The following is an 18685-nucleotide window of genomic DNA, read 5'->3' on the forward strand; positions in this document are numbered from 1 at the left end:
GGTTCCGCCCGGCCCTTCCCAGCTTCGGTCGAAGTCCGGCCCCCCAAAGATCAAGCCCGCAAGGGCAAACGATAAGGTAGCACACATGGCTAAAGTCGCTTTTCTCGGTCTCGGCGTGATGGGTTTCCCGATGGCGGGCCATCTGGTGAAAAAGGGCGGCCACGAGGTCACCGTTTACAACCGGACCGGAGCCAAGGCGAAGGAATGGGCGGACAAGTTCGGCGGCCGCACGGCGCCGACGCCAAAGGCCGCCGCCGAAGGTCAGGACTTCGTGATGTGCTGCGTCGGCAATGACAATGATCTGCGCGCGGTCACGATCGGCGCTGATGGCGCCTTTGCCGGCATGACGAAGGGCGCGACCTTCGTCGATCACACCACCGCGTCGGCCGAAGTCGCCCGCGAGCTCGATGCCGCCGCCACCAAAGCGGGCTTCAAATTCATCGATGCGCCGGTGTCCGGCGGCCAAGCCGGCGCCGAAAACGGCGTCCTGACCGTGATGTGCGGCGGCGCCGCGGACGCCTATGCCGGCGCCGAGCCGGTGATCGCGGCCTATGCGCGGATGTGCAAGCTGCTGGGACCTGCCGGTTCCGGTCAGTTAACAAAGATGGTCAACCAGATCTGTATCGCGGGGCTGGTTCAGGGCCTCTCCGAAGGCATTCATTTCGCGAAAAAATCCGGCCTCGACGTCCAGGCCGTGATCGAGACCATCTCCAAGGGCGCCGCGCAGTCCTGGCAGATGGAGAACCGCTACAAGACCATGAACGACGGCAAGTTCGATTTCGGCTTTGCAGTCGAATGGATGCGCAAGGATCTGTCGATCTGCATCGCCGAATCCCGCCGCAACGGCGCCAATCTGCCGGTCACCGCGCTGGTCGATCAGTTCTATTCCGAAGTCGAGAAAATGGGCGGCAAGCGCTGGGACACGTCGAGCCTGCTGGCAAGGCTGCAGCGCTGAGCGAAGAGGTTAATTTAACCTCGCGTTAACGGGATTCTTTAGCTCTTTAAGTCATCGCTTAAGGATTTGGGCTCACAGATAGACAATACAAAAAGCCCGCGCGGTTCGCGGGCAGGGTTTGTGTTGTTTAATGAGTAATCCCGCAGAAAAGCCCGAGGTTGTCCAGCTTCCGGCGGACCCGCCAGTCGCCGCGCCGGTCAATACCCGGCGCGCCGCGGCGCAGCGGGTGCGCGAGGCGCGCGACCGGTTAACGTCGACCAGCGGAACCCGCCCGGCTTTCGACACCGAACTGCTCCGGCAATATGCCCAGACCCGGATGTCGGCCTCCTACGTCGTCATGCTGCTGGTGGTTGCGACCGGTGTGCTGTTCGGCCTTTGGCTGCACCCGATCGCGGCTTTGGCCTGGACCTTCGGCATGCTGTGCATCCATGCCGTCATCATCCGCAATTGCCGGAGATTCCTGGCGGTGCAGCCCTCGCTCGTCGCCACCCGCAAATGGCGCACGCGTTTTGTGCTGCTCGACCTGCTCTACGGCCTGTGCTGGACCGCGATCCTGATCCACCCCGCCGGCCTCGACGTCGTCTCGAACACGATGATGATGTTCCTGATGCTGCTGGTGATCGCGGTGTCGAGCATGCTCGCGGCCAGCCTGCCGATCGCGGCGCTGGCGGCCACCGCGCCGGTGACGGCCGCGATCGCGCTGAATTTCGTGCTGGGCGGCACCTTCGACACTTACGCGCTCGCCATGCTGGCGCTGGCCGCCGAAGGCTATTTCGCGCTGCTCGCCCATCGCCTGCACTCGACGACGCTGGCGACGCTGGAGGCGCGCGCCGAAAAGGATGCGCTGATCGGCGAGCTCGAGCAGGCCAAGGCGATCTCCGACGAGGCGCGGCATCGCGCCGAATCCGCCAACGTCGCCAAGTCGCGCTTCCTCGCGCAGATGAGCCACGAATTGCGCACGCCGCTGAACGCGATCCTCGGATTCTCCGAGGTGATGAAGAGCGAAATTTTTGGCGCGCACACCGTGCCGGTCTACAAGGAATATTCCGCCGACATCCATAATTCGGGCGTCCACCTGCTCAACCTCATCAATGAGATCCTCGATCTGTCGCGGATCGAGGCCGGCCGCTATGAACTCAACGAGGAAGCGGTGTCGCTGGTGCATGTCGTCGCCGACTGCCATCATCTCTTGAAACTGCGCGCCACCAGCCGCGGCATCACCATCCACGAAGTGTTCGAACAGGGCATGCCGCGGATCTGGGGTGATGAGCGCGCCACCCGTCAGATCGTGCTCAATTTGTTGTCGAACTCGATCAAGTTCACCCCGCAAGGCGGCGATATCTGGCTGAAGGTCGGCTGGACCGCGTCCGGCGGCCAGTATCTGAGCGTCAAGGACACCGGCTCCGGCATTGCCGAAGACGAAATCCCGATCGTGCTGGCGTCGTTCGGGCAGGGCTCCAACTCGATCAAGTCGGCCGAACAGGGCGCGGGGCTGGGACTGCCGATCGCAAAAAGCCTGATCGACATGCATGGCGGCACCTTCACGCTGAAATCGAAGCTGCGGATCGGCACCGAAGTCATCGTCACCTTCCCGCCGGAGCGCGTGATGTCGGCGCTGGCGCCGATGGCCGAAGAGGCCCCGCCCCTGCAGCCGGAGCCCGTCATCATTGCGACCGCCGACGAGAAGCGCCGGGCGCGCCACAAACCGATCATGAGCGCCGGAACAGGACTGTAACTGGAGCGCTTGCGCAAACCACCGAAAGCATTTCACACTCCCTGAATGAGCAAAGAAACGCCGTGTATCGCAGTCTGCATGATGGACCCCAAAACCAAACTCTGCTTCGGCTGCGGACGAACGCTGCCGGAAATCGCGCAATGGCACCGCATGGACAGCGCGGAGCGGCTGGCCGTGATGGCAGGATTGCCGGCCCGCATGGCAGAGGCCGGCCTGGCGCAGATCGCGGAGCGTCCGACGTCCAGCTGATCGATCGCAGGACTGCCCAGGGGGGCGCGCGATGAGCCGCATCCTGCTCGTCCTGATCATGCTCGCCGCCACCGCCGGCGCCGTCGTTGCTTACGGCGACCCCGAACAGATCGCACGCGCCAGCGATTCAGTCTCGCAGATGCTGCGGCGGCACAGCCCGCAGCCGGCGCCCGCGGTACAGATCGCGCGCGGCCAGGCCGGCGAGTTCGCGCTGCATGCCAAGATCAACGGCGTCAAGGCGCCGATGGTGATCGACACCGGCGCGACCTCGGTGGTGCTGACCTGGGAAACCGCGAAAGCGATCGGGCTGCCGCTCGAGATGCTCGAATACAATGTCGACGTCGAAACCGTGGGCGGGCACACCAAGGCGGCGCGGCTGACGCTCGACCGTCTCGCGGTCGGTCACCTCGTCGAGAAATCGGTCCCGGCGCTGGTGGTGCAGCGCGGGCAGATGAAAACCAACCTGCTCGGCATGAGCTTTCTGGATCGCCTGGAAAGCTGGGGCGTAAAGGCCGACCAGCTGATGCTGCACGGCTATCCCGACGTGACGGGCAGCGTCAGCCCCCCGCGCCGCCCCCGGCGCGACCGCGCGGCTGCCAACTAGCGCGGTCGCATCGCGCGGCCCGCCGGCGCCTTGCGGATGGGTGGCTCGGCTGCGTGCGGGTCAATTCGGCCCGAGCGGCGAAGCGGCGACTTTCGCTGGCATCACATACTCGATCTGCACCTTCTTGCGTTCGGCATCCCTGCGGGCCTGCAGCCAGCCTGGAAACCACATCGCGATCGCCGGGAAGATCAGCACCAGGACCACGCAGAGAACCTGGATGACCATGAAGTCCGCCATGCCGCGGTAGATCAACCTCAAATTCCATTCCCTCACGACCTGCTTGAGATAATAGGCCGACATCGCGACGGGTGGAGACAGGAACGCCGTCTGCAGGACGACCGCGACGATGCAGCCGAACCACACCATGTCGTAGCCGAGGCCCTTGGCCACCGGCGCGAGCATGGGAAGAAAGATAAACACGATCGCCGGCCATTCGAACGGCCAGCCGAGCAGGAATATCAGCGTCAGCAGCAGCGTCATGGTGCCCCAGGCCGGCAGCGGCGAGGCAAGCAGCGCATTGGTCATCCAGCTGGCGGTGCCGAGCCACGCGAACACCGCACCGAACACGTTGGAGGCGACCGCGAGCAGCAGCACCATGCTGGTGGTCGCCATCGTGCTGTAGCAGGCCTGCAGCAAACCGCTCCACGTGAATTTGCCGTAGAGGATGACCAGAAGGATGGCGCCGAGCGCGCCGAGTGCCGCCGCCTCCGCCGCCGTCGTGATGCCGGCCAGGATCGCACCCAGCGTGACGATGGTCAGCACCGTCACCGGTACGAGGCCGACCAGGCACTCCCACAGCACGATCTTCATCGATTCCGGCCGCTCCTCGAGCGGCACCGGGGGACCGAGCTTCGGATTGAAATGACAGCGGATCAGCGTGTAGGCGATGAACATGCCGGACAGCAGGAAGCCCGGGCCGAACGCGGCCGCATACAGATCGATGATCGAGATATCGAGCACGGGCGCCATCACGACCAGCATGACCGACGGCGGAATCAGGATGCCGAGCGTGCCGCCAGCCGCGATCGCGCCCGCCGACATGCGCACGTCGTAGCCGGAGCGGATCATCATCGGCCCGGCCATGATGCCGAGCAGCGCCACCGTCGCGCCCACGGTTCCGGCAGCGATGCCGAACAGCGTCGCGGTAACGATGACGACCACGTATAATGCGCCCTTCAGCGGCGCAAACAGATCGCGGAACGCCCTGAACAGTCGTTCCATCAGCCCGGCCTGATCGCAGATGAAGCCCATCAGGATGAACATGGGCACCGCGACCAGTTCGTCCTGCTTCATGATGCCGATGGTCTGCAGGTAGGCGAGGCTGAGCACCCGCGGCCCCATGCCGATGTAGCCGAACACGCCTGCGAGAAACAGCAACGTAAAACTGATCGGCAGGCCGATGAAGATCGCGCCCAGCATCACCAGCAGCATGAATAGGCCAAGCAGCTCGAGTCCGGTCATATCTCGATCTTTTCCTTGTGCTCGAACTCGCGCCCGAACTGGATCTGATACCAGCACTTCAGTACTTCGGAGACGCCCTGAACCATCAGAAGGACCGCCGCCAGCGGGATGGTGGCCCGGAACGGCCACATGATCACGCGCCACACGCTTTCCTGCGACCGCTCGCCGGTGTCCCAGGAATGCAGCGCGGCGTCGTAGCTGACCACCATGAAGGTGATCATGACCGGGTAGAACAGCAAGATGTAGGAGATCATGTCGATGATCCCCTTGGTGCGTTCCGAAAAATTCTCCCAGTAGATATCGGTTCGAACGTGCGCACCCTTGTAGAGCGCATATCCACAGGCGAGCATGAAGGCCGCGCCGTTGGCCATGAAGCTCGACTCGTAAACCCAGGCGGTCGGGGCATTGAAGCCGTAACGCATCACGACCTCGTAAGTGATCGTCACCACGAGGAACAGCATCGTCAGGGAGATGAGTTTGCCGGTGACGTCCGAGAACCGGTCAATGGCCCGAATGATCGTGTAGAAGGCGTGTGGAAACTCTCTTCCCACGCCAGCAGGATACGAGGCTCCGCCGTCAGTCGACATCATGATCCCCCTTGGAAAGCAACTGGCGCCTGTCAATGACGCCAGTTGCGCGCGCGAAAGCGGATCACTTCTTCTGCAGATAGACCTTGTCCTTCCAGTAGTACTCGCCGGCGAAATTATAAGGCGGGAACCAGGAAAGCTTGAACGGGACGATTTTCTCGGCGTAGGCCTTCTGACTGTCCATCGCCTTCTTGTAGAAGGGGTTCTTGGCGGCGTACTCGGCCTGGATCTTCTCCCACTCGTCGAGGAAGTTCTTCAGGACATCATCCGGCGTGCGATGCAACTGGACGCCCATCTTGAGGAGGTCCTGGCAGGCCTGCGCGGTCTCGCGGTTGAAGGAGAAATTGCGCTGCGTCGTGGCGTAGACGCTGGCAACCTTGATGATCTCCTGCAGATCCGGCGTCAGCTTCTTCCAGACATCGCCGTTGATCATCAACTGGCCGCCGGTGACGGGCTCGTGCATGCCAGGGGTGTAGTAGTGCTTCGCGACCTGGTGCAGACCGAGCTTCTTGTCTTCCTCGCAGTTGATCCATTCAGCGCCTTCGATCACGCCGCGCTCCATCGCCGGGACGATCTCGCCGCCCGGTATGGTGACGACCGACACGCCAAGCCGGCCGTAGGTCTCCGCGCCGATGCCGTAGATGCGATACTTCATCCCCTTGAGATCGGCGAGGCTGTTGATCTCTTTCTTGAACCAGCCCATGCCTTGCGGATAGTCGGTCGGAATCGGGAAGCCCACGACGTTGAGCTTGAGGACGTCGCGGTAGAATTCTTCCAGCAGGGCCATGCCGCCGCCGTCGTAGTACCAGGCCCAGTAGTCGCTTCCGTCCATGCCGAACAGCGGACCGTGCGACATCGGAATCGTCGCGGTGTTGCGGCCGAGGATGTAGCCGAACGGCGCCATTCCAACGTCGAGAACGTTCTTCGACGTTGCGTCGAAGACCTCGAACGGGGGAACGATGGCGCCGGCCGGGAGCGTTTCAATCTTGAGGCGGCCAGCCGTCATCTTTTCGACGGTCTCGGCCCACAATTTGAAGATGAGGTGGAAGTTCGACGACGCGGGGTGGGTCGATTGCCCTTTTAATACAAGGGGCTTGGGCGCCGGGGTCTGAGCCTGGGCTGGGTCCGTAAAGGTGGCGGCGAGTCCGAGGGCAGCAGCCACGACAATAGACGTGTACCTGAGCATTCTCACTCCTCCCTTTTGGCAGCAATTTCTCCTTGGTTGATGTTTTTTTGATCTTGTGAGCTGAAGTTACGGACGGGATGATTGCGCTGTCAAGGCGATATCTGTCGGACCGGCAAGTGAGCCGGTGAAAGATGGAGTGGCCAGGCTCGTGAAAGCGAGACAGCTAATTGAGAAATTGCCGGCAGCACCAACGCTGCCATCAGCCTGGGTCGCGCGCCAGAAGCGTTGCCGTCAGGCCGCGATCGAAGACGCCGCGCGGGCTTCGACCAGCGCAATCGCATCGCACAATACGTTGGCGCCGGCGCCTTGCCTGACGCCGTTTTCGGCGAGATGGCGGCGGAAGGCGCGCGCCCCCGGCACGCCGTGAAACGCACCGACGAAATGCCGCGTCATCGAATGCAGCCGCGTGCCCTGCCCGAGCTGGTTTTCGATGTAGGGCATCATAGCCTCAAACACATCCTTCATGGTCGCATGCGGCGCCGCCTCGCCGAATAACTCCGGATCGACCTTGAGCAATCGCCACGGCTCCTGATAGGCCGCCCGCCCCAGCATCACGCCATCGACATGGGCAAGATGCGCCTTCGCCTCGGCGAGGCTGCCGATCCCGCCATTGATGATGACGGGCACCTCGGGCAGCGCGGCCTTCAGCCGGTAGACTCTGTCGTAATCGAGCGGCGGAATGTCGCGGTTTTCCTTCGGCGACAAGCCGTTGAGCCAGGCCTTGCGGGCGTGCACGACCAGCGCATCGGCGCCCGCGGCAACGACGCCGCGCGCCAGCACGTCCAGCGCCACTTCCGGATCCTGGTCGTCGATGCCGATACGGCATTTGACCGTGACGGGAATGTTCACCGCGCGCTTCATCGCCGCGACGCCCTCGGCAACCAACGCCGGCTCTGCCATCAGGCAGGCGCCGAAGCGGCCGTCCTTTACCCGGTCCGACGGACAGCCGACGTTGAGGTTGATCTCGTCATAGCCGAAATCCTCGCCGATCTTCGCAGCGGTAGCGAGATCGCGCGGATCGGAGCCGCCAAGCTGCAGCGCAACGGGGTGCTCGCTCTGGTCGAAGCCGAGCAGCCGCATTCGGTCGCCATGGATGATGGCGCCGGTCGTCAGCATCTCCGTGTAAAGCCGCGCCCGCCGCGTCATCAGACGGTGGAACACGCGGCAATGCCGGTCGGTCCAATCCATCATGGGCGCGACGGAGAAGCGGTTGTCTAAGTCATTCATCTCATTAATCTTTTATGCCTCAAGCCGATCCTATAAGGGATTGGACCGACTGGCAAATTTGGCCCGAGTGTGCCCGCTTATGCCAGTTTTTCTAGGATCATACCCGCCCGCGCTGGAAGCCAAAATCGCCACATCTGCATTCTCAGTGCACACATGGTGCACGCGAACGCCCGAGTGCACACGACCTTCACTCAACTGCATTTCGATTCGACCCACGACAGATTTTTTGTTGGAAATATCCCCTCGCATCCCAGCGTGAGCCGCGCGAAGAAACGCCGAGAACGAACCACATTCAACCGAAATAAAAATCAGCTTCGGCAATGACGTCTGCGTTGATCAAACGTACCGACGATCGGTCATGCGCGGCGCAATGTTGGCGTAGTTCGGTCGTGGACCCGCAACCAACGAGACCGACGTTCGTTGATGGTGACCATTTGGTCGCCATTCGACGGTCTTTCATGCCCACGAGGAAGCGGAAGGCTTTGGCGCGCTTGTCCCTTGTCGCGATGTCATTTTCGCGGTCTAATCCGATCCGAGGCGTTTGATCGCCTGTTCGCACGCTTCGATGCCGCAGCGTGTCCCCGGCAAAGGCTGCCATTCCCATTCACGAAGGGACAATGGCGCTCGGCCGCGAGATCATTGATCCTTTGTCACACGCGGAGGATTTTTGATGAACCTCGACGTCTTCAGGATCGCAGCCGAACCGTATTATCAGCCGCTCGGCAACGAGATAGCGACTTTTCAGGCCGCCTATGCCGAACGTCTGCCTGTGATGCTGAAAGGCCCGACCGGCTGCGGCAAGACCCGCTTCGTTGAGCACATGGCCTGGCGGCTCGGAAAGCCCCTGATCACGGTTGCGGCGCATGAGGACATGACGGCGGCGGATCTTGCCGGACGCTATCTGCTCGAACCCTCCGGCACGGTCTGGCACGACGGCCCGCTAACGCTGGCGGTGCGCCATGGTGGGATCTGCTACCTCGATGAAATCGTCGAGGCGCGGCAGGACACGACCGTCGTGATCCACCCGCTCACGGACGCACGGCGCATCCTGCCGCTGGAGAAGCACAACGAGATCGTGCCGGCGCATCCCGACTTCCAGCTGACGATTTCCTACAACCCCGGCTACCAAAGCGCGGTGAAGGATCTCAAGGAGTCGACAAAACAGCGCTTTGTCGCGATCGATTTCGGCTATCCGCCGCCCTCAACCGAAGCTTCCATTATCGTGCGCGAAAGCGGCACCGACGACGCACTGGCCAGCATCCTGGTCGCGATCGGAGAGCGGTCGCGCAATTTGCAGGGGCACGGCCTCGACGAGGGCGCGTCCACGCGGATGCTGATCCATGCCGGACGCATGGTGCGCGCCGGCCTGCCGCTGGAAATGGCCGTGCAGTCCAGCATCGTTCTGCCGATAACCGATAATCCCGACATCAGGGCAGCACTGAGCGACGCCATTCAGGCGTGCCTGCCGTGAACGCCACCGAGCCGCCGCTCACGCTACATCTGGTTCCCCCGGATCAGGAGGATAGTGCGACGCGGCGCCTGCACCGACTGATGCGCGCGCGCGAGACGCTGCGACCGATGTTCCTGGCCGCCTGGGACGCTCTATCCCATCATTTCGACGCCAGCGAGCTTGAGGCCTGGGCCTGCGCCGTGCTCACGCTCGCGCATGTCAACGCCGGGCCGGCGTGCCTGATCGCCTATTGGGAGGCGAGCCGGTACGGCGATGGCCGGCGGGAGATCGCACCGCTGCTTGTGGCCGGACAAGCCGCCGCAGACATCTGCCGCCATGCCGGCGCGCAATCGGCAACCGCTGCGTTGCAGGCGTTGCCGGGCGCAGGACGCGTGCTCGGGAACGGTCCCGCACTGGCGCGATGGTGGCGGGTGATGGACGCACTGGCGCGGCAGGCGCCGGAGTCGGTCACATCGGTCGCGGCTAACATTGGCGAGATCCTCACGCCGGGCACGATCGACGCCTTTGAGAATTTCGTCGCGGCGGGGCTGAAGTTCGCCTCCGGCAACAAGGCGCGGCGGCTCGCCTTCTTCACCCTGCAGGACGAACTCGCGCGCCGCATGATCGCGCGCGATCTCGGCAGCGTCACGTTTCCGGAGACGGAGCTCGAACTCAAGGCGTTCGTTACCGCGCTATGGGGCCGCAGCCCGCTGCTGCGCAGTTTTCCAGCCGACAATAGCCAAACGCCGCAGCGGCGCACCTCGATTGCAGGACCCTTGATCCGGCTGCCCGAAACCTACCGCGGCGTGCGAGGAAAAGCTGCCCGCGCGCTGTTTCGCGCGGCGGCCACCCACGCCCAGGCCCATCTGGTGCTGGGTCAGGGACTGTTTCCGGTCGGCACGCTGAAGCCGCTGCAGATTGCACTCGTCAACCTGATCGAGGACGCGCGGATCGAGACGCTGGCGATGCAGCAATTGCCGGGCTTGCGCCGGCTCTGGGCGCCCTATCACGTCGCCACCCCGTCCGGCGTCGTGGCGGCGCCGACCTTACTGGCCCGGCTGGCGCGCGCGCTGTTCGATCCGACCTACGCCGACAACGACAGTTTTGTCGCCAAGGGCCGTGAGATGTTTGCAGCAAGCGCGCCGCGGATCGACGATCCCGCCATCAGCCGCGAGATCGGCATGCTGCTCGGCAACGATCTCGGCCAGATGCGCGTGCAGTTCAACGCCAAGACCTATGTGGTCGAGCCGGTCTATCGCGACGATGGCCTGGGTCTGTGGGATTTCGGCGAGGACGCGCCCCCCTCCGGCGAAGTGATGGAGCTTCCGGTCGATGCCGTGCGGGTGGAACGGCAGGAGGCGCCCAACGACGACGGCACCAGCCGCGAGCCCGACGAACAGGGCCAGCCGCGCGGGCGCGGGCGCCCGGTGGCGCCGGATGATCGCGGCGTCGTCATCGCCAAATATCCGGAATGGGACCGCGAGCATAGAATCGAGCGCGCCGAATGGACCGTGGTGCGCGAGGTGCCGGCGCGCGCTGGTGACCCGCGCAGAATCGAGGACGCGCTCGACCAGGCGGACGTGCTGCGCAACCGCATCGGCCGATTGATGCGCGGCGTGCGGATCGGACGCACCATCCGCCTCAACCGCCAGCACGACGGACACGATCTCGATCTCGATGCCGTGCTCGACGCCGGCATTGCGCTGCGGACCGGCCGCGAGCCCGACCCCCGCGTATTCCGCTCGTCGACGTCGATGCATCGCGACCTCGCCGCGCTGCTGCTGATCGACATTTCGGAATCAACGCGAGATAGGCTAGCCTCCGGCGCGACCATCCTCGACGTCGAGCGCCTGGCGGTCTCGGTGCTGGCCGAGGCGATGGACCGGCTCGGTGATCCCTTCAGCCTGCTGGCGTTTGCCTCCAACGGGCGCGAGGACGTCAAGATGACGACGGTGAAGTCCTTCGATGAGGCCTATGACCGGACCTGCAGGGCGCGTCTTGCCGGCCTAAAGTCGGGCCTGTCGACCCGGCTCGGCACGGCGCTCCGTCATGCCGGTCACGTGATCGGAAGGGAAACTTCCGCCCGCAAGCTCGTGATCGTTCTGACCGATGGCGAGCCGTCGGACATCGACGTCTCCGATCCGCTCGACCTGGTCGAAGACGCCCGCCGCGCCGCGGTTGGCCTGCATGCCGCGGGTATCGACGCCTATGGCGTCGTGCTCGGGCATCCGGGCATTCAGGCCACGTCCCGGATCTTCGGCCGCGGCAATACCATGATGGTGCATCGGATCGAGGATTTGCCGGGCCGCCTTTCCGAACTCTATTTCAGGCTGGCGCGGCGGTAGTGCCTCCATAGTCTTCCAGAATGCTCATTCCGACCCGGCGCGACCAGAACAATTCGCCGAGGCGAACAACATAGTTCTCTGCCCTCCCCTCGATGGCGACGAACAGCACCTCACCCTCGAAGCGGACCACCCGCCAGCCCAGATTGCCGACGTGGTAGCCGAGCTGATCGCATCGCTGATCGAGCGCGGCTCCAGCCGCAGCCAGCGCTCGCCGGCCACCCGCACGACGATGGCACTGACCTCGTCGAGCAGCAGCACCGCGCCATCGAACAGCCGCTGATGGCGCGGCAACGAGATCGCAAGCTCCTGCCCGTTGCGGGTCGTCGTCCGCAGCTGGTGCCGTTCAAGCTCCTCGCCCGACAGCCGCACCTCGTCGACGGCGTTGTGATGCTCCAGCCGCAGGATCTTCTCCGAGAAAGCCGGCTCGAGGCGGCTGCCGAGGACATGACTGATACTCAGCACGGCTCCGATATCCCTCCCAGAACAATACCCGGCCGAAGCTCCTGCTTTATGAGGCCAGAAGATCCTTCAGCTTCGTGTCGATGAAGTCGACATCCTTCGGATTGGTGCCGGGACCGCCCGCGAAATGCCCCCAGATCGAGGGCACCGGCATGAACTCGGCGTTCGGCATATGCGCCACCTCGAACTTGCTGTCCTCGGGCGGGAAGTACAGGTCGGTCTGGCCGGGCATGACGAAGGCCTTCGCCTTGATCGCACCGAGCGCGGCCTTGAAGTCACCCTTGTACAATTCGTTGTCGCTGATATCACCGTTCTGCCAGGTCCACAGCATGGTCAGGAGATTGTTGGGATCCTTTGGCAGGAAGAAGCCCTCCCAGAACGCGACCAGGAAATCCTCCAGCGAGGAATAGCCCAGCACCTCGAGGTCGAGCTTCTCGCGGTAGAAAGCCTGCGAGAATCCCCAGCCGGCATAGACCCGCGCAGCAGCCCTGAGGCCGCGGGCCGGCTTTTCGGTGTACCAGCCTTCCTTCCAGGCGGCATCCGCCGTAAGCGCGGCCTTGACGCCTTCGAGAAACACAAAATTGTGCCGTGAGCATTTCGCCGAGCCGCAGAACGGCGCGATCAAATCCATCATGTCGGGATAGAGCGCGCCCCAATGGAAGGTCTGCAGCGCGCCCATCGACCAGCCGGTGACGAGCCGGATATGCTCGATGCCGAATTTCTCGGTGACGAGGCGGTGCTGCACCCGCACATTGTCGCAGGCCGTCACCTGCGGAAAGCGCGGACCGTTGTAAGGCTCCGGCGTGTTGCTCGGCGACGATGACAGCCCGTTGCCGAGCATGTTCGGGATGATGATGAAGTATTTCTTCGGATCGAGCGCGCGGCCTTCACCGATCAGCCATTCATTGTCGTAGTGCTGGCCCGAATACCAGGTCGGATAGACGATGACATTGTCCTTCTTCGGGCTGAGCGTGCCGAACGTCTTGTAGGCCAGCTTGCAGTCGCGAATCGTCGCGCCGCGCTGCAGCTTGACGTCGCCGAGATCGTAGATTTCGTAATCGAGACTCATGATAAATGCCCTCGTTCAGGTTATGCCGGAGAAGCGGGTCGGCCTCCGTGAAGGCAGGCCGTCTTTTGGGAGCGTCAGAGCGGCTTCGCCACGGCGACCCGTGATCTGGCGATGGCGTAATAGGCGATGCTCGCAACCAGCGCCGCCGAGATCGCGGTCGACAGATATGGCATCCGCTCCTCGACGATGAAGGCGCAGACCGAACCAGCCGCCCAGGCGATGAACGCGTCAGGCCGCCAGTCGGCCTCGATCTTCGCATCCGGCCGGATCAGATACTGGTCGACCAGGATGACGGCGCCGATCGGCGGCACCAGGATGCCGAGCAGCGACAGCCACTGGATGAAGAACGCCCACACATTGCCGGCGGCGACGACGATGCCGATGGCGCCGAGGATCACTGCCATCATGCGCATGTGGTTGCCGAGGATACGCGACCAGCCGGTTGCTGCATTGTAGAGGCAGTGCGAGCAGACCGAACCGAGATTGACGTAAAGGAACAGGAATGCCAGCGCGCTCAGCCACGCCATCTGTTTGCCGTTCATGTAGCCGAACATGTTGTCGGCGCCGAACGGATTTGCGTTCGGCACCGCCAGCGCCGCCGTCATCACGCCGCCGACCAGCATCGCGATCAGATTGGCGAACGGAAACGCGCTGAAGGTGGCCAGCAGCGACGCCGTCGGCGTCTTGGCCCAGCGGTTGAAATCCGCGGTCACCGTGCCGGCGTCGATGAACAGCGCCAGCACCACCGTGAGACCGACGCCCATCGACATGGTGGCGACGCCGTTATTGCCGGCATAGTTGAAGATCGCCGACGCCGAGCTGGTGGACGCGGCGTCGAACGCGACGAACAGGCCGAGCACAACGAACAGCGGCACCGACACCAGCCCGATATAGTGCAGTCCCTTCACGCCGACGAAGGTGATGCCGATATAAAGGATCCCGGCGATGACCGTCATGGCGACATAGTTCAATCCATAGGTCGAACTGACGAGCGCGCCGGTGATCCCGGTCTGCACCGCGTACCAGCCGAGCAGCAGGGTCGACAGCAGGCCGGATGCGAACACGTAGCCCTTCTTGCCGAACACGATGCTCGCAATCAAAGCAAAGTTCATGCCGCGCTTGGTGCCGATCAGGCCGAGCAGCCCGACATAGGCGAACATGATGAGGTTACCGATGATCATCGCCGTCAGCGCCCGCGAAAAGCCCATGCCGAGCACGAGGATCGAGCCGGTCATGGCGCCAGTAATAATCATGGGAAAGCCGAGCCAGACCATCGTGACCGAGAACGCGCTGTGGCGCGCGCGCATCGGAACCGGTTCGTGCTCATATTCGCTGCCAAGGAGATGATCGACCTGGTCCTCGGCGGCATGGAGGCCATCCGCGGCGGAGGCGGGCTTGGGGACACTGCTATTCATGGTTCGTCGTCCTTTGAGTGGGGGTGCAAATCGCGCATAATTTCTCGTTCCCCGTCGCGGTGGCGACGGCGGCAGCAAGCTCCGTTGTTTGTTGAGTTAGGCCTCGCTTTGCGCGGCCCACCCCGAAGTGGAGGGGCCGGCCGGCAGCGCGAATTTCCTCCCCTGCTCATGCACCGGCGGAGCGAGCCGCCGGCGCAAAGTCTCGTATGCCATCAGCGATGGGCGACTTTCTTGGCCGGAATGCCCTCGATCGGACATTCCTCCACGCCCACCGTGGTGCGCGTGAACGACTCGACCATTTCCCGCGTGCCTTCGGGATCGGCGATCCACTTGGCATAGAACTCATAAGGACACGCCGCGACGCCGCGCTCCCCTTCGCCGGAGTTTATCAAGCCGGTGTAGCCGCGGTGGACCAGCTTGAAGAGATGGTTTTGCGACTGACCGGTCCTGCGCGCGTCGCGGATCAGCGACTTCGACAATTGGGCGTACTGGATGCCGTAGTCCTCCTCGCCGCACTCACCAAGCGTACGGCCGTCGAAGCCGACAATCGCCGAATGGCCGAAATAGGAGTAGACACCGTCGAAGCCGGCGGCATTCGCCACCGCGACATAGACGTTGTTGGCCCAGGCCATCGCCTTGGCCATGATCACCTGCTGGTCCTTGGCCGGGTACATGTAGCCCTGGCAACGCACGATCAGCTCGGCACCCTTCATGGCGCAGTCGCGCCAGATCTCGGGATAGTTGCCGTCGTCGCAGATGATCAGCGAGACCTTCAGTCCCTTCGGGCCATCCGACACATAGGTGCAGTTGCCGGGATACCAGCCCTCGATCGGAACCCAGGGCATGATCTTGCGGTATTTCTGCACGATCTCGCCCTTGTCGTTCATCAGGATCAGGGTGTTGTAGGGCGCCTTCTTCGGATGCTCTTCATGCCGCTCTCCGGTGAGCGAGAACACGCCCCACACCTTCGCCTTGCGGCAGGCTTCGGCAAATATCTCGGTCTCGTCGCCCGGCACCACGGAGGCCGTCTCGTACATCTCCTTGGAGTCGTACATGATGCCGTGCGTGGAATATTCCGGGAAGATCACGAGATCCATGCCGGGAAGGCCGGTCTTCATGCCCACCACCATGTCGGCGATCTTGCGGGCGTTGTCGAGCACCTCGGCCTTGGTGTGAAGCCGCGGCATCTTGTAGTTCACGACGGCGACGCCCACCGTGTCGTTGCTCGAAGAAATATCACCGTGCAGCATATATCGCTCTCCTTGCAGTTTTCTGATCACATTCCAGGTGCCGCTCCTCTGCACCGCTTACGCCCTGCCCTGCCACGCTCCGGTCACACCGCCATGTGGCGGTGAACCTATGCGTCGCTGAGTTCGCCGATCTCGCCCGCCGCCACCACGCCCGCCTTCCATCATGGCGCAGCGATGCGCCGCGCGGTGAACCGCCGGAGAACACGCCGCCATTGCTGTCGAGATCGCTCATGGGATGGGAACAGCTCCGCCACCAGCGGCGGAATCTCGCGAATGCCGTCGGCGCGGGCGAACGAACCCATCAGGATGGTCTCGCGGATCGAAAAATCCGGAATGATCTCGCCGTCCCTGCGGGACATAAGCGATCCCTGCCCTGGCGCGGCATCCATTCCCGAGAGACCTACGTCTGCTGACCGCCATAATCACACTCCCCCATGTGTCCAGGCACACCTAGCCGTTCGCGCCGAAGCACGTTATTTGGTTCCGAAAAACTCCCAGAGCGGATCGAGCCTCCGAAAACGCACGTAGCGTCGGCGGTGAGTCTCGGCCCAAAAGCAAAAAAGCCCGACAGATCCTCGCGGATCTTTCGGGCTTACCTAGCCAATGCCAAACCAGCAACATCGATGGTTCGGCGAACGTCGTTGGAAGATTTTTCTTCAGCGACGTATCAAAAACTAATCACCTTTCACGCGGTATTGCAATAGCTCATTTGCGTGGATGATTGCGGCTGCCATGTCGTCCATCGACAAGCGCTTCGACATCGCCTGACGACGAATGCTTTCGTAAGCTTCCGCTTCATTCAAGCCCTGCCCGTCCATCAGGATCACTTTCGCCTTCTGAATGCGTTGCATGCCGGCGATCTTGCGCTCCAGTTTGCGCACGCGTTTATCGGCATCGCGCCGTTCGAGCCACAGGCTGCGCGCGATCGTGATGTTGGTGAGAACGCCGAACGGGCGAATGGGCCGCTCGATCACGGCGACCGCACCCGCCTCGAGCACAAGCTGCAGCGTCGACGGGTCTTCGTAGCTGACCACCGCGATCAACGTCGGGCGGTGGCTATCATCCGATCTCAAAAGCCGCTGAATTTCCTGACGGACATCGTGCTCGATCGCCAGCAGCACGATGTCGGCGCCATCGGCCCAGCAATCCGGCACGGGCCATTGGGTTTCAACCATGCAACCGATGCGGCGGAGATGCTCGACCAGTTTCGTGCGTTCGGTGTCCGGCGGATGCACGACGTGGACCCGCAACCCCCGCAAGTCACGAAGAATTTGGATTGCCACTTCCAGTTCTCCGTTACGGGGTGCTCATGAGTGGAGCAGCGGCAGTTCGTCGACCGACCAGTCGTCCAGGCTCTGGACGACACAGTAAGGATCCGGCTTGACACGAACGCCGGGATTCCACACTGCCTGAAAGCGGCCGTTGCGGTCTAGGCGCGCGATGCGCGGCCAGAGATAAGTGTGGTTGTTCTCCGGATCGATCCGCACCCGCCCCTGCGGCGCGTCGAATTCGGAATCGCGCAAATTCGCCAGCACCTGCTCGGGATCATCCGTGCCGCATTTCGCCACCGCCCGCATCGCCAGATGCAGCTGGAAATAGGAGGCTTCCGCGCCCGCGGTGACCGGCGCGTCGGCGCCGTATTTTTCCTTGAAGCTGGTGACGAAGCGCCGGGCGGCCGATGACGACAGCGTTTCGAAAAACGGAGCGGCAGTGATATGTCCTTCGGCGGCCTCTGCACCCATCTCGGCAACCTCGGCCTCGCTGGTGGTCAGGCTCGCAATCGGCATGCGCGTGGGATCGAACCCCGATGCCCGATAGGCGCCGTAGAGCACGGCCGTGCCGCTGCCCACCACAGTCGAGAAGATGACGTCCGGTGAGGTCTTCTTGATCCGATCGATGACCCGCTCAAAGTCCTTCGGCTCGGGATAAAGCGGAACGTAGATCTCATCGAGGACCTTACCCTTCCCCTGGCTGACGAAGTCGCCCATCACGCGATTGGATTCATAGGGATAGATGTAGTTCGAGCCGACGAACAGAAACCGGTTGCCGTAGGCCGAGAGCAGGAACCTTGCGAGTTGAAGCGAGTTCTGGTTGGGCGCTGCGCCGGTATAAATACAGTGACGTGAATACTCGAATCCTTCGTAGAGGGTGGGATAGAACAGCAGGCCCCGATGAGCCTCGGCCACCGGCAGCACGGCTTTTCGCGTGCTTGACATGTAGCAGCCGAACAGCAGCTTTATCTTGTCTACCTGAAACAGCCGTTCCGCCAAGGAACGAAATTTTTTCGGATCGGATACCGGATCATACATTACGGGCTCTATGGGCCGGCCAAGTACGCCGCCGCTCGCATTGATCTCCTCAATCGCCAGCAGCGTCGCATTGAGCTGCGTCCGCTCGATCGCCGAGGTCACGCCGGTCTGCGAAAACAGCACGCCGACACGCCATGGGCCCGAATTATCCTCGACCAACGCCATAGTAAGCCAAATCACTCCGCATGCAGCAAGATGATCCCAACCTGCTCGTCGGAGCTTATTACCGAATTGACGCGATTGGAAAGATGCCTGTTGGATTATTATTGGTTGCCCTCCCGTCGAACCGGATAACTCGGCACACCAGGTAACGGCTGGGGGACAGGCTGGACGGTGGAGAACACACCCAAGCCGTACTTCCGCATTGAACGCAGGCGGCTTCGA

17 protein-coding genes and 1 pseudogene are annotated in these 18685 nt (G+C 62.8%); 6 read left to right on the forward strand and 12 right to left on the reverse strand.

Annotated elements, in window-relative coordinates; all coding sequences use genetic code 11:
• The first annotated feature begins 85 nt into the window (after positions 1 to 85).
• The 4 genes from JQ600_RS23815 to JQ600_RS23830 all read left to right on the forward strand — a co-directional run bounded on the left by JQ600_RS23815 (position 86) and on the right by JQ600_RS23830 (position 3543).
• Positions 86 to 955, forward strand: a complete 870-nt coding sequence (locus JQ600_RS23815; protein ID WP_192734704.1) for an NAD(P)-dependent oxidoreductase — start codon at positions 86 to 88, stop codon at positions 953 to 955.
• A gap of 130 nt (positions 956 to 1085) precedes the next feature.
• Positions 1086 to 2690, forward strand: coding sequence for a HAMP domain-containing sensor histidine kinase (locus JQ600_RS23820; RefSeq protein WP_212386108.1), 1605 nt, complete (start codon positions 1086 to 1088; stop codon positions 2688 to 2690).
• Between the two features lie 45 nt (positions 2691 to 2735).
• Complete coding sequence (locus tag JQ600_RS23825; protein WP_212031756.1) at positions 2736 to 2939, forward strand: DUF1289 domain-containing protein; 204 nt, start codon at positions 2736 to 2738, stop codon at positions 2937 to 2939.
• A gap of 31 nt (positions 2940 to 2970) precedes the next feature.
• Positions 2971 to 3543 (forward strand): TIGR02281 family clan AA aspartic protease, encoded by a 573-nt coding sequence (locus JQ600_RS23830; protein ID WP_212386109.1) that lies wholly within the window; start codon positions 2971 to 2973, stop codon positions 3541 to 3543.
• A gap of 60 nt (positions 3544 to 3603) precedes the next feature.
• Here JQ600_RS23830 and JQ600_RS23835 read toward each other — a convergent pair whose 3' ends face one another.
• From JQ600_RS23835 to JQ600_RS23855, 5 genes are all read right to left on the reverse strand, one after another.
• On the reverse strand, positions 3604 to 5004 hold the full coding sequence (locus tag JQ600_RS23835) for a TRAP transporter large permease subunit (RefSeq protein ID WP_212386110.1): 1401 nt from the start codon (positions 5002 to 5004) through the stop codon (positions 3604 to 3606).
• Positions 5001 to 5591: a TRAP transporter small permease subunit gene (locus JQ600_RS23840; RefSeq protein ID WP_212031759.1), complete on the reverse strand. Its 591-nt coding sequence runs from the start codon at positions 5589 to 5591 to the stop codon at positions 5001 to 5003. The genes JQ600_RS23835 and JQ600_RS23840 overlap by 4 nt, the downstream gene beginning before the upstream one ends.
• A gap of 64 nt (positions 5592 to 5655) precedes the next feature.
• Positions 5656 to 6777: a TRAP transporter substrate-binding protein gene (locus tag JQ600_RS23845; RefSeq protein WP_212386111.1), complete on the reverse strand. Its 1122-nt coding sequence runs from the start codon at positions 6775 to 6777 to the stop codon at positions 5656 to 5658.
• 231 nt (positions 6778 to 7008) lie between these two features.
• Positions 7009 to 8004 carry a tRNA dihydrouridine(20/20a) synthase DusA gene (dusA, locus tag JQ600_RS23850; RefSeq protein WP_212386112.1) on the reverse strand — a complete coding sequence of 332 codons (996 nt, stop codon included), beginning with the start codon at positions 8002 to 8004 and terminating at the stop codon, positions 7009 to 7011.
• Between the two features lie 292 nt (positions 8005 to 8296).
• Positions 8297 to 8602: a hypothetical protein gene (locus JQ600_RS23855; RefSeq protein WP_212386113.1), complete on the reverse strand. Its 306-nt coding sequence runs from the start codon at positions 8600 to 8602 to the stop codon at positions 8297 to 8299.
• Between the two features lie 72 nt (positions 8603 to 8674).
• Between JQ600_RS23855 and JQ600_RS23860 the strand changes: the two genes are divergently transcribed.
• Both JQ600_RS23860 and JQ600_RS23865 read left to right on the forward strand, forming a co-directional pair.
• Positions 8675 to 9475, forward strand: coding sequence for a CbbQ/NirQ/NorQ/GpvN family protein (locus tag JQ600_RS23860; RefSeq protein WP_212386114.1), 801 nt, complete (start codon positions 8675 to 8677; stop codon positions 9473 to 9475).
• Positions 9472 to 11799, forward strand: a complete 2328-nt coding sequence (locus JQ600_RS23865; RefSeq protein WP_312010868.1) for a VWA domain-containing protein — start codon at positions 9472 to 9474, stop codon at positions 11797 to 11799. The genes JQ600_RS23860 and JQ600_RS23865 overlap by 4 nt, the downstream gene beginning before the upstream one ends.
• A gap of 24 nt (positions 11800 to 11823) precedes the next feature.
• On the opposite strand, the gene JQ600_RS23870 is transcribed toward JQ600_RS23865, so the two are convergent.
• The 7 genes and pseudogenes from JQ600_RS23870 to JQ600_RS23900 all read right to left on the reverse strand — a co-directional run bounded on the left by JQ600_RS23870 (position 11824) and on the right by JQ600_RS23900 (position 18466).
• Positions 11824 to 12261 carry a hypothetical protein gene (locus tag JQ600_RS23870; RefSeq protein ID WP_312010869.1) on the reverse strand — a complete coding sequence of 146 codons (438 nt, stop codon included), beginning with the start codon at positions 12259 to 12261 and terminating at the stop codon, positions 11824 to 11826.
• Between the two features lie 46 nt (positions 12262 to 12307).
• Entirely contained in the window at positions 12308 to 13327 is a 1020-nt protein-coding gene (locus JQ600_RS23875; protein WP_212386115.1) for an alpha/beta fold hydrolase, read from the reverse strand.
• Between the two features lie 74 nt (positions 13328 to 13401).
• Positions 13402 to 14742, reverse strand: coding sequence for a cytosine permease (locus JQ600_RS23880; protein ID WP_212386116.1), 1341 nt, complete (start codon positions 14740 to 14742; stop codon positions 13402 to 13404).
• 212 nt (positions 14743 to 14954) lie between these two features.
• Positions 14955 to 15992 carry an aliphatic amidase gene (locus JQ600_RS23885; protein ID WP_212386117.1) on the reverse strand — a complete coding sequence of 346 codons (1038 nt, stop codon included), beginning with the start codon at positions 15990 to 15992 and terminating at the stop codon, positions 14955 to 14957.
• A gap of 190 nt (positions 15993 to 16182) precedes the next feature.
• Positions 16183 to 16373: pseudogene (locus JQ600_RS23890) on the reverse strand (ABC transporter ATP-binding protein); the annotation flags it as partial.
• A gap of 293 nt (positions 16374 to 16666) precedes the next feature.
• Positions 16667 to 17275 carry an ANTAR domain-containing protein gene (locus tag JQ600_RS23895; RefSeq protein ID WP_212386118.1) on the reverse strand — a complete coding sequence of 203 codons (609 nt, stop codon included), beginning with the start codon at positions 17273 to 17275 and terminating at the stop codon, positions 16667 to 16669.
• Positions 17276 to 17299: 24 nt separating this feature from the next.
• Positions 17300 to 18466 carry a transporter substrate-binding domain-containing protein gene (locus JQ600_RS23900; protein WP_212490128.1) on the reverse strand — a complete coding sequence of 389 codons (1167 nt, stop codon included), beginning with the start codon at positions 18464 to 18466 and terminating at the stop codon, positions 17300 to 17302.
• Between the last annotated feature and the right edge of the window lie 219 nt (positions 18467 to 18685).

It is taken from the genome of Bradyrhizobium sp. AUGA SZCCT0176 (assembly GCF_018130145.1).
Taxonomy (GTDB): domain Bacteria; phylum Pseudomonadota; class Alphaproteobacteria; order Rhizobiales; family Xanthobacteraceae; genus Bradyrhizobium.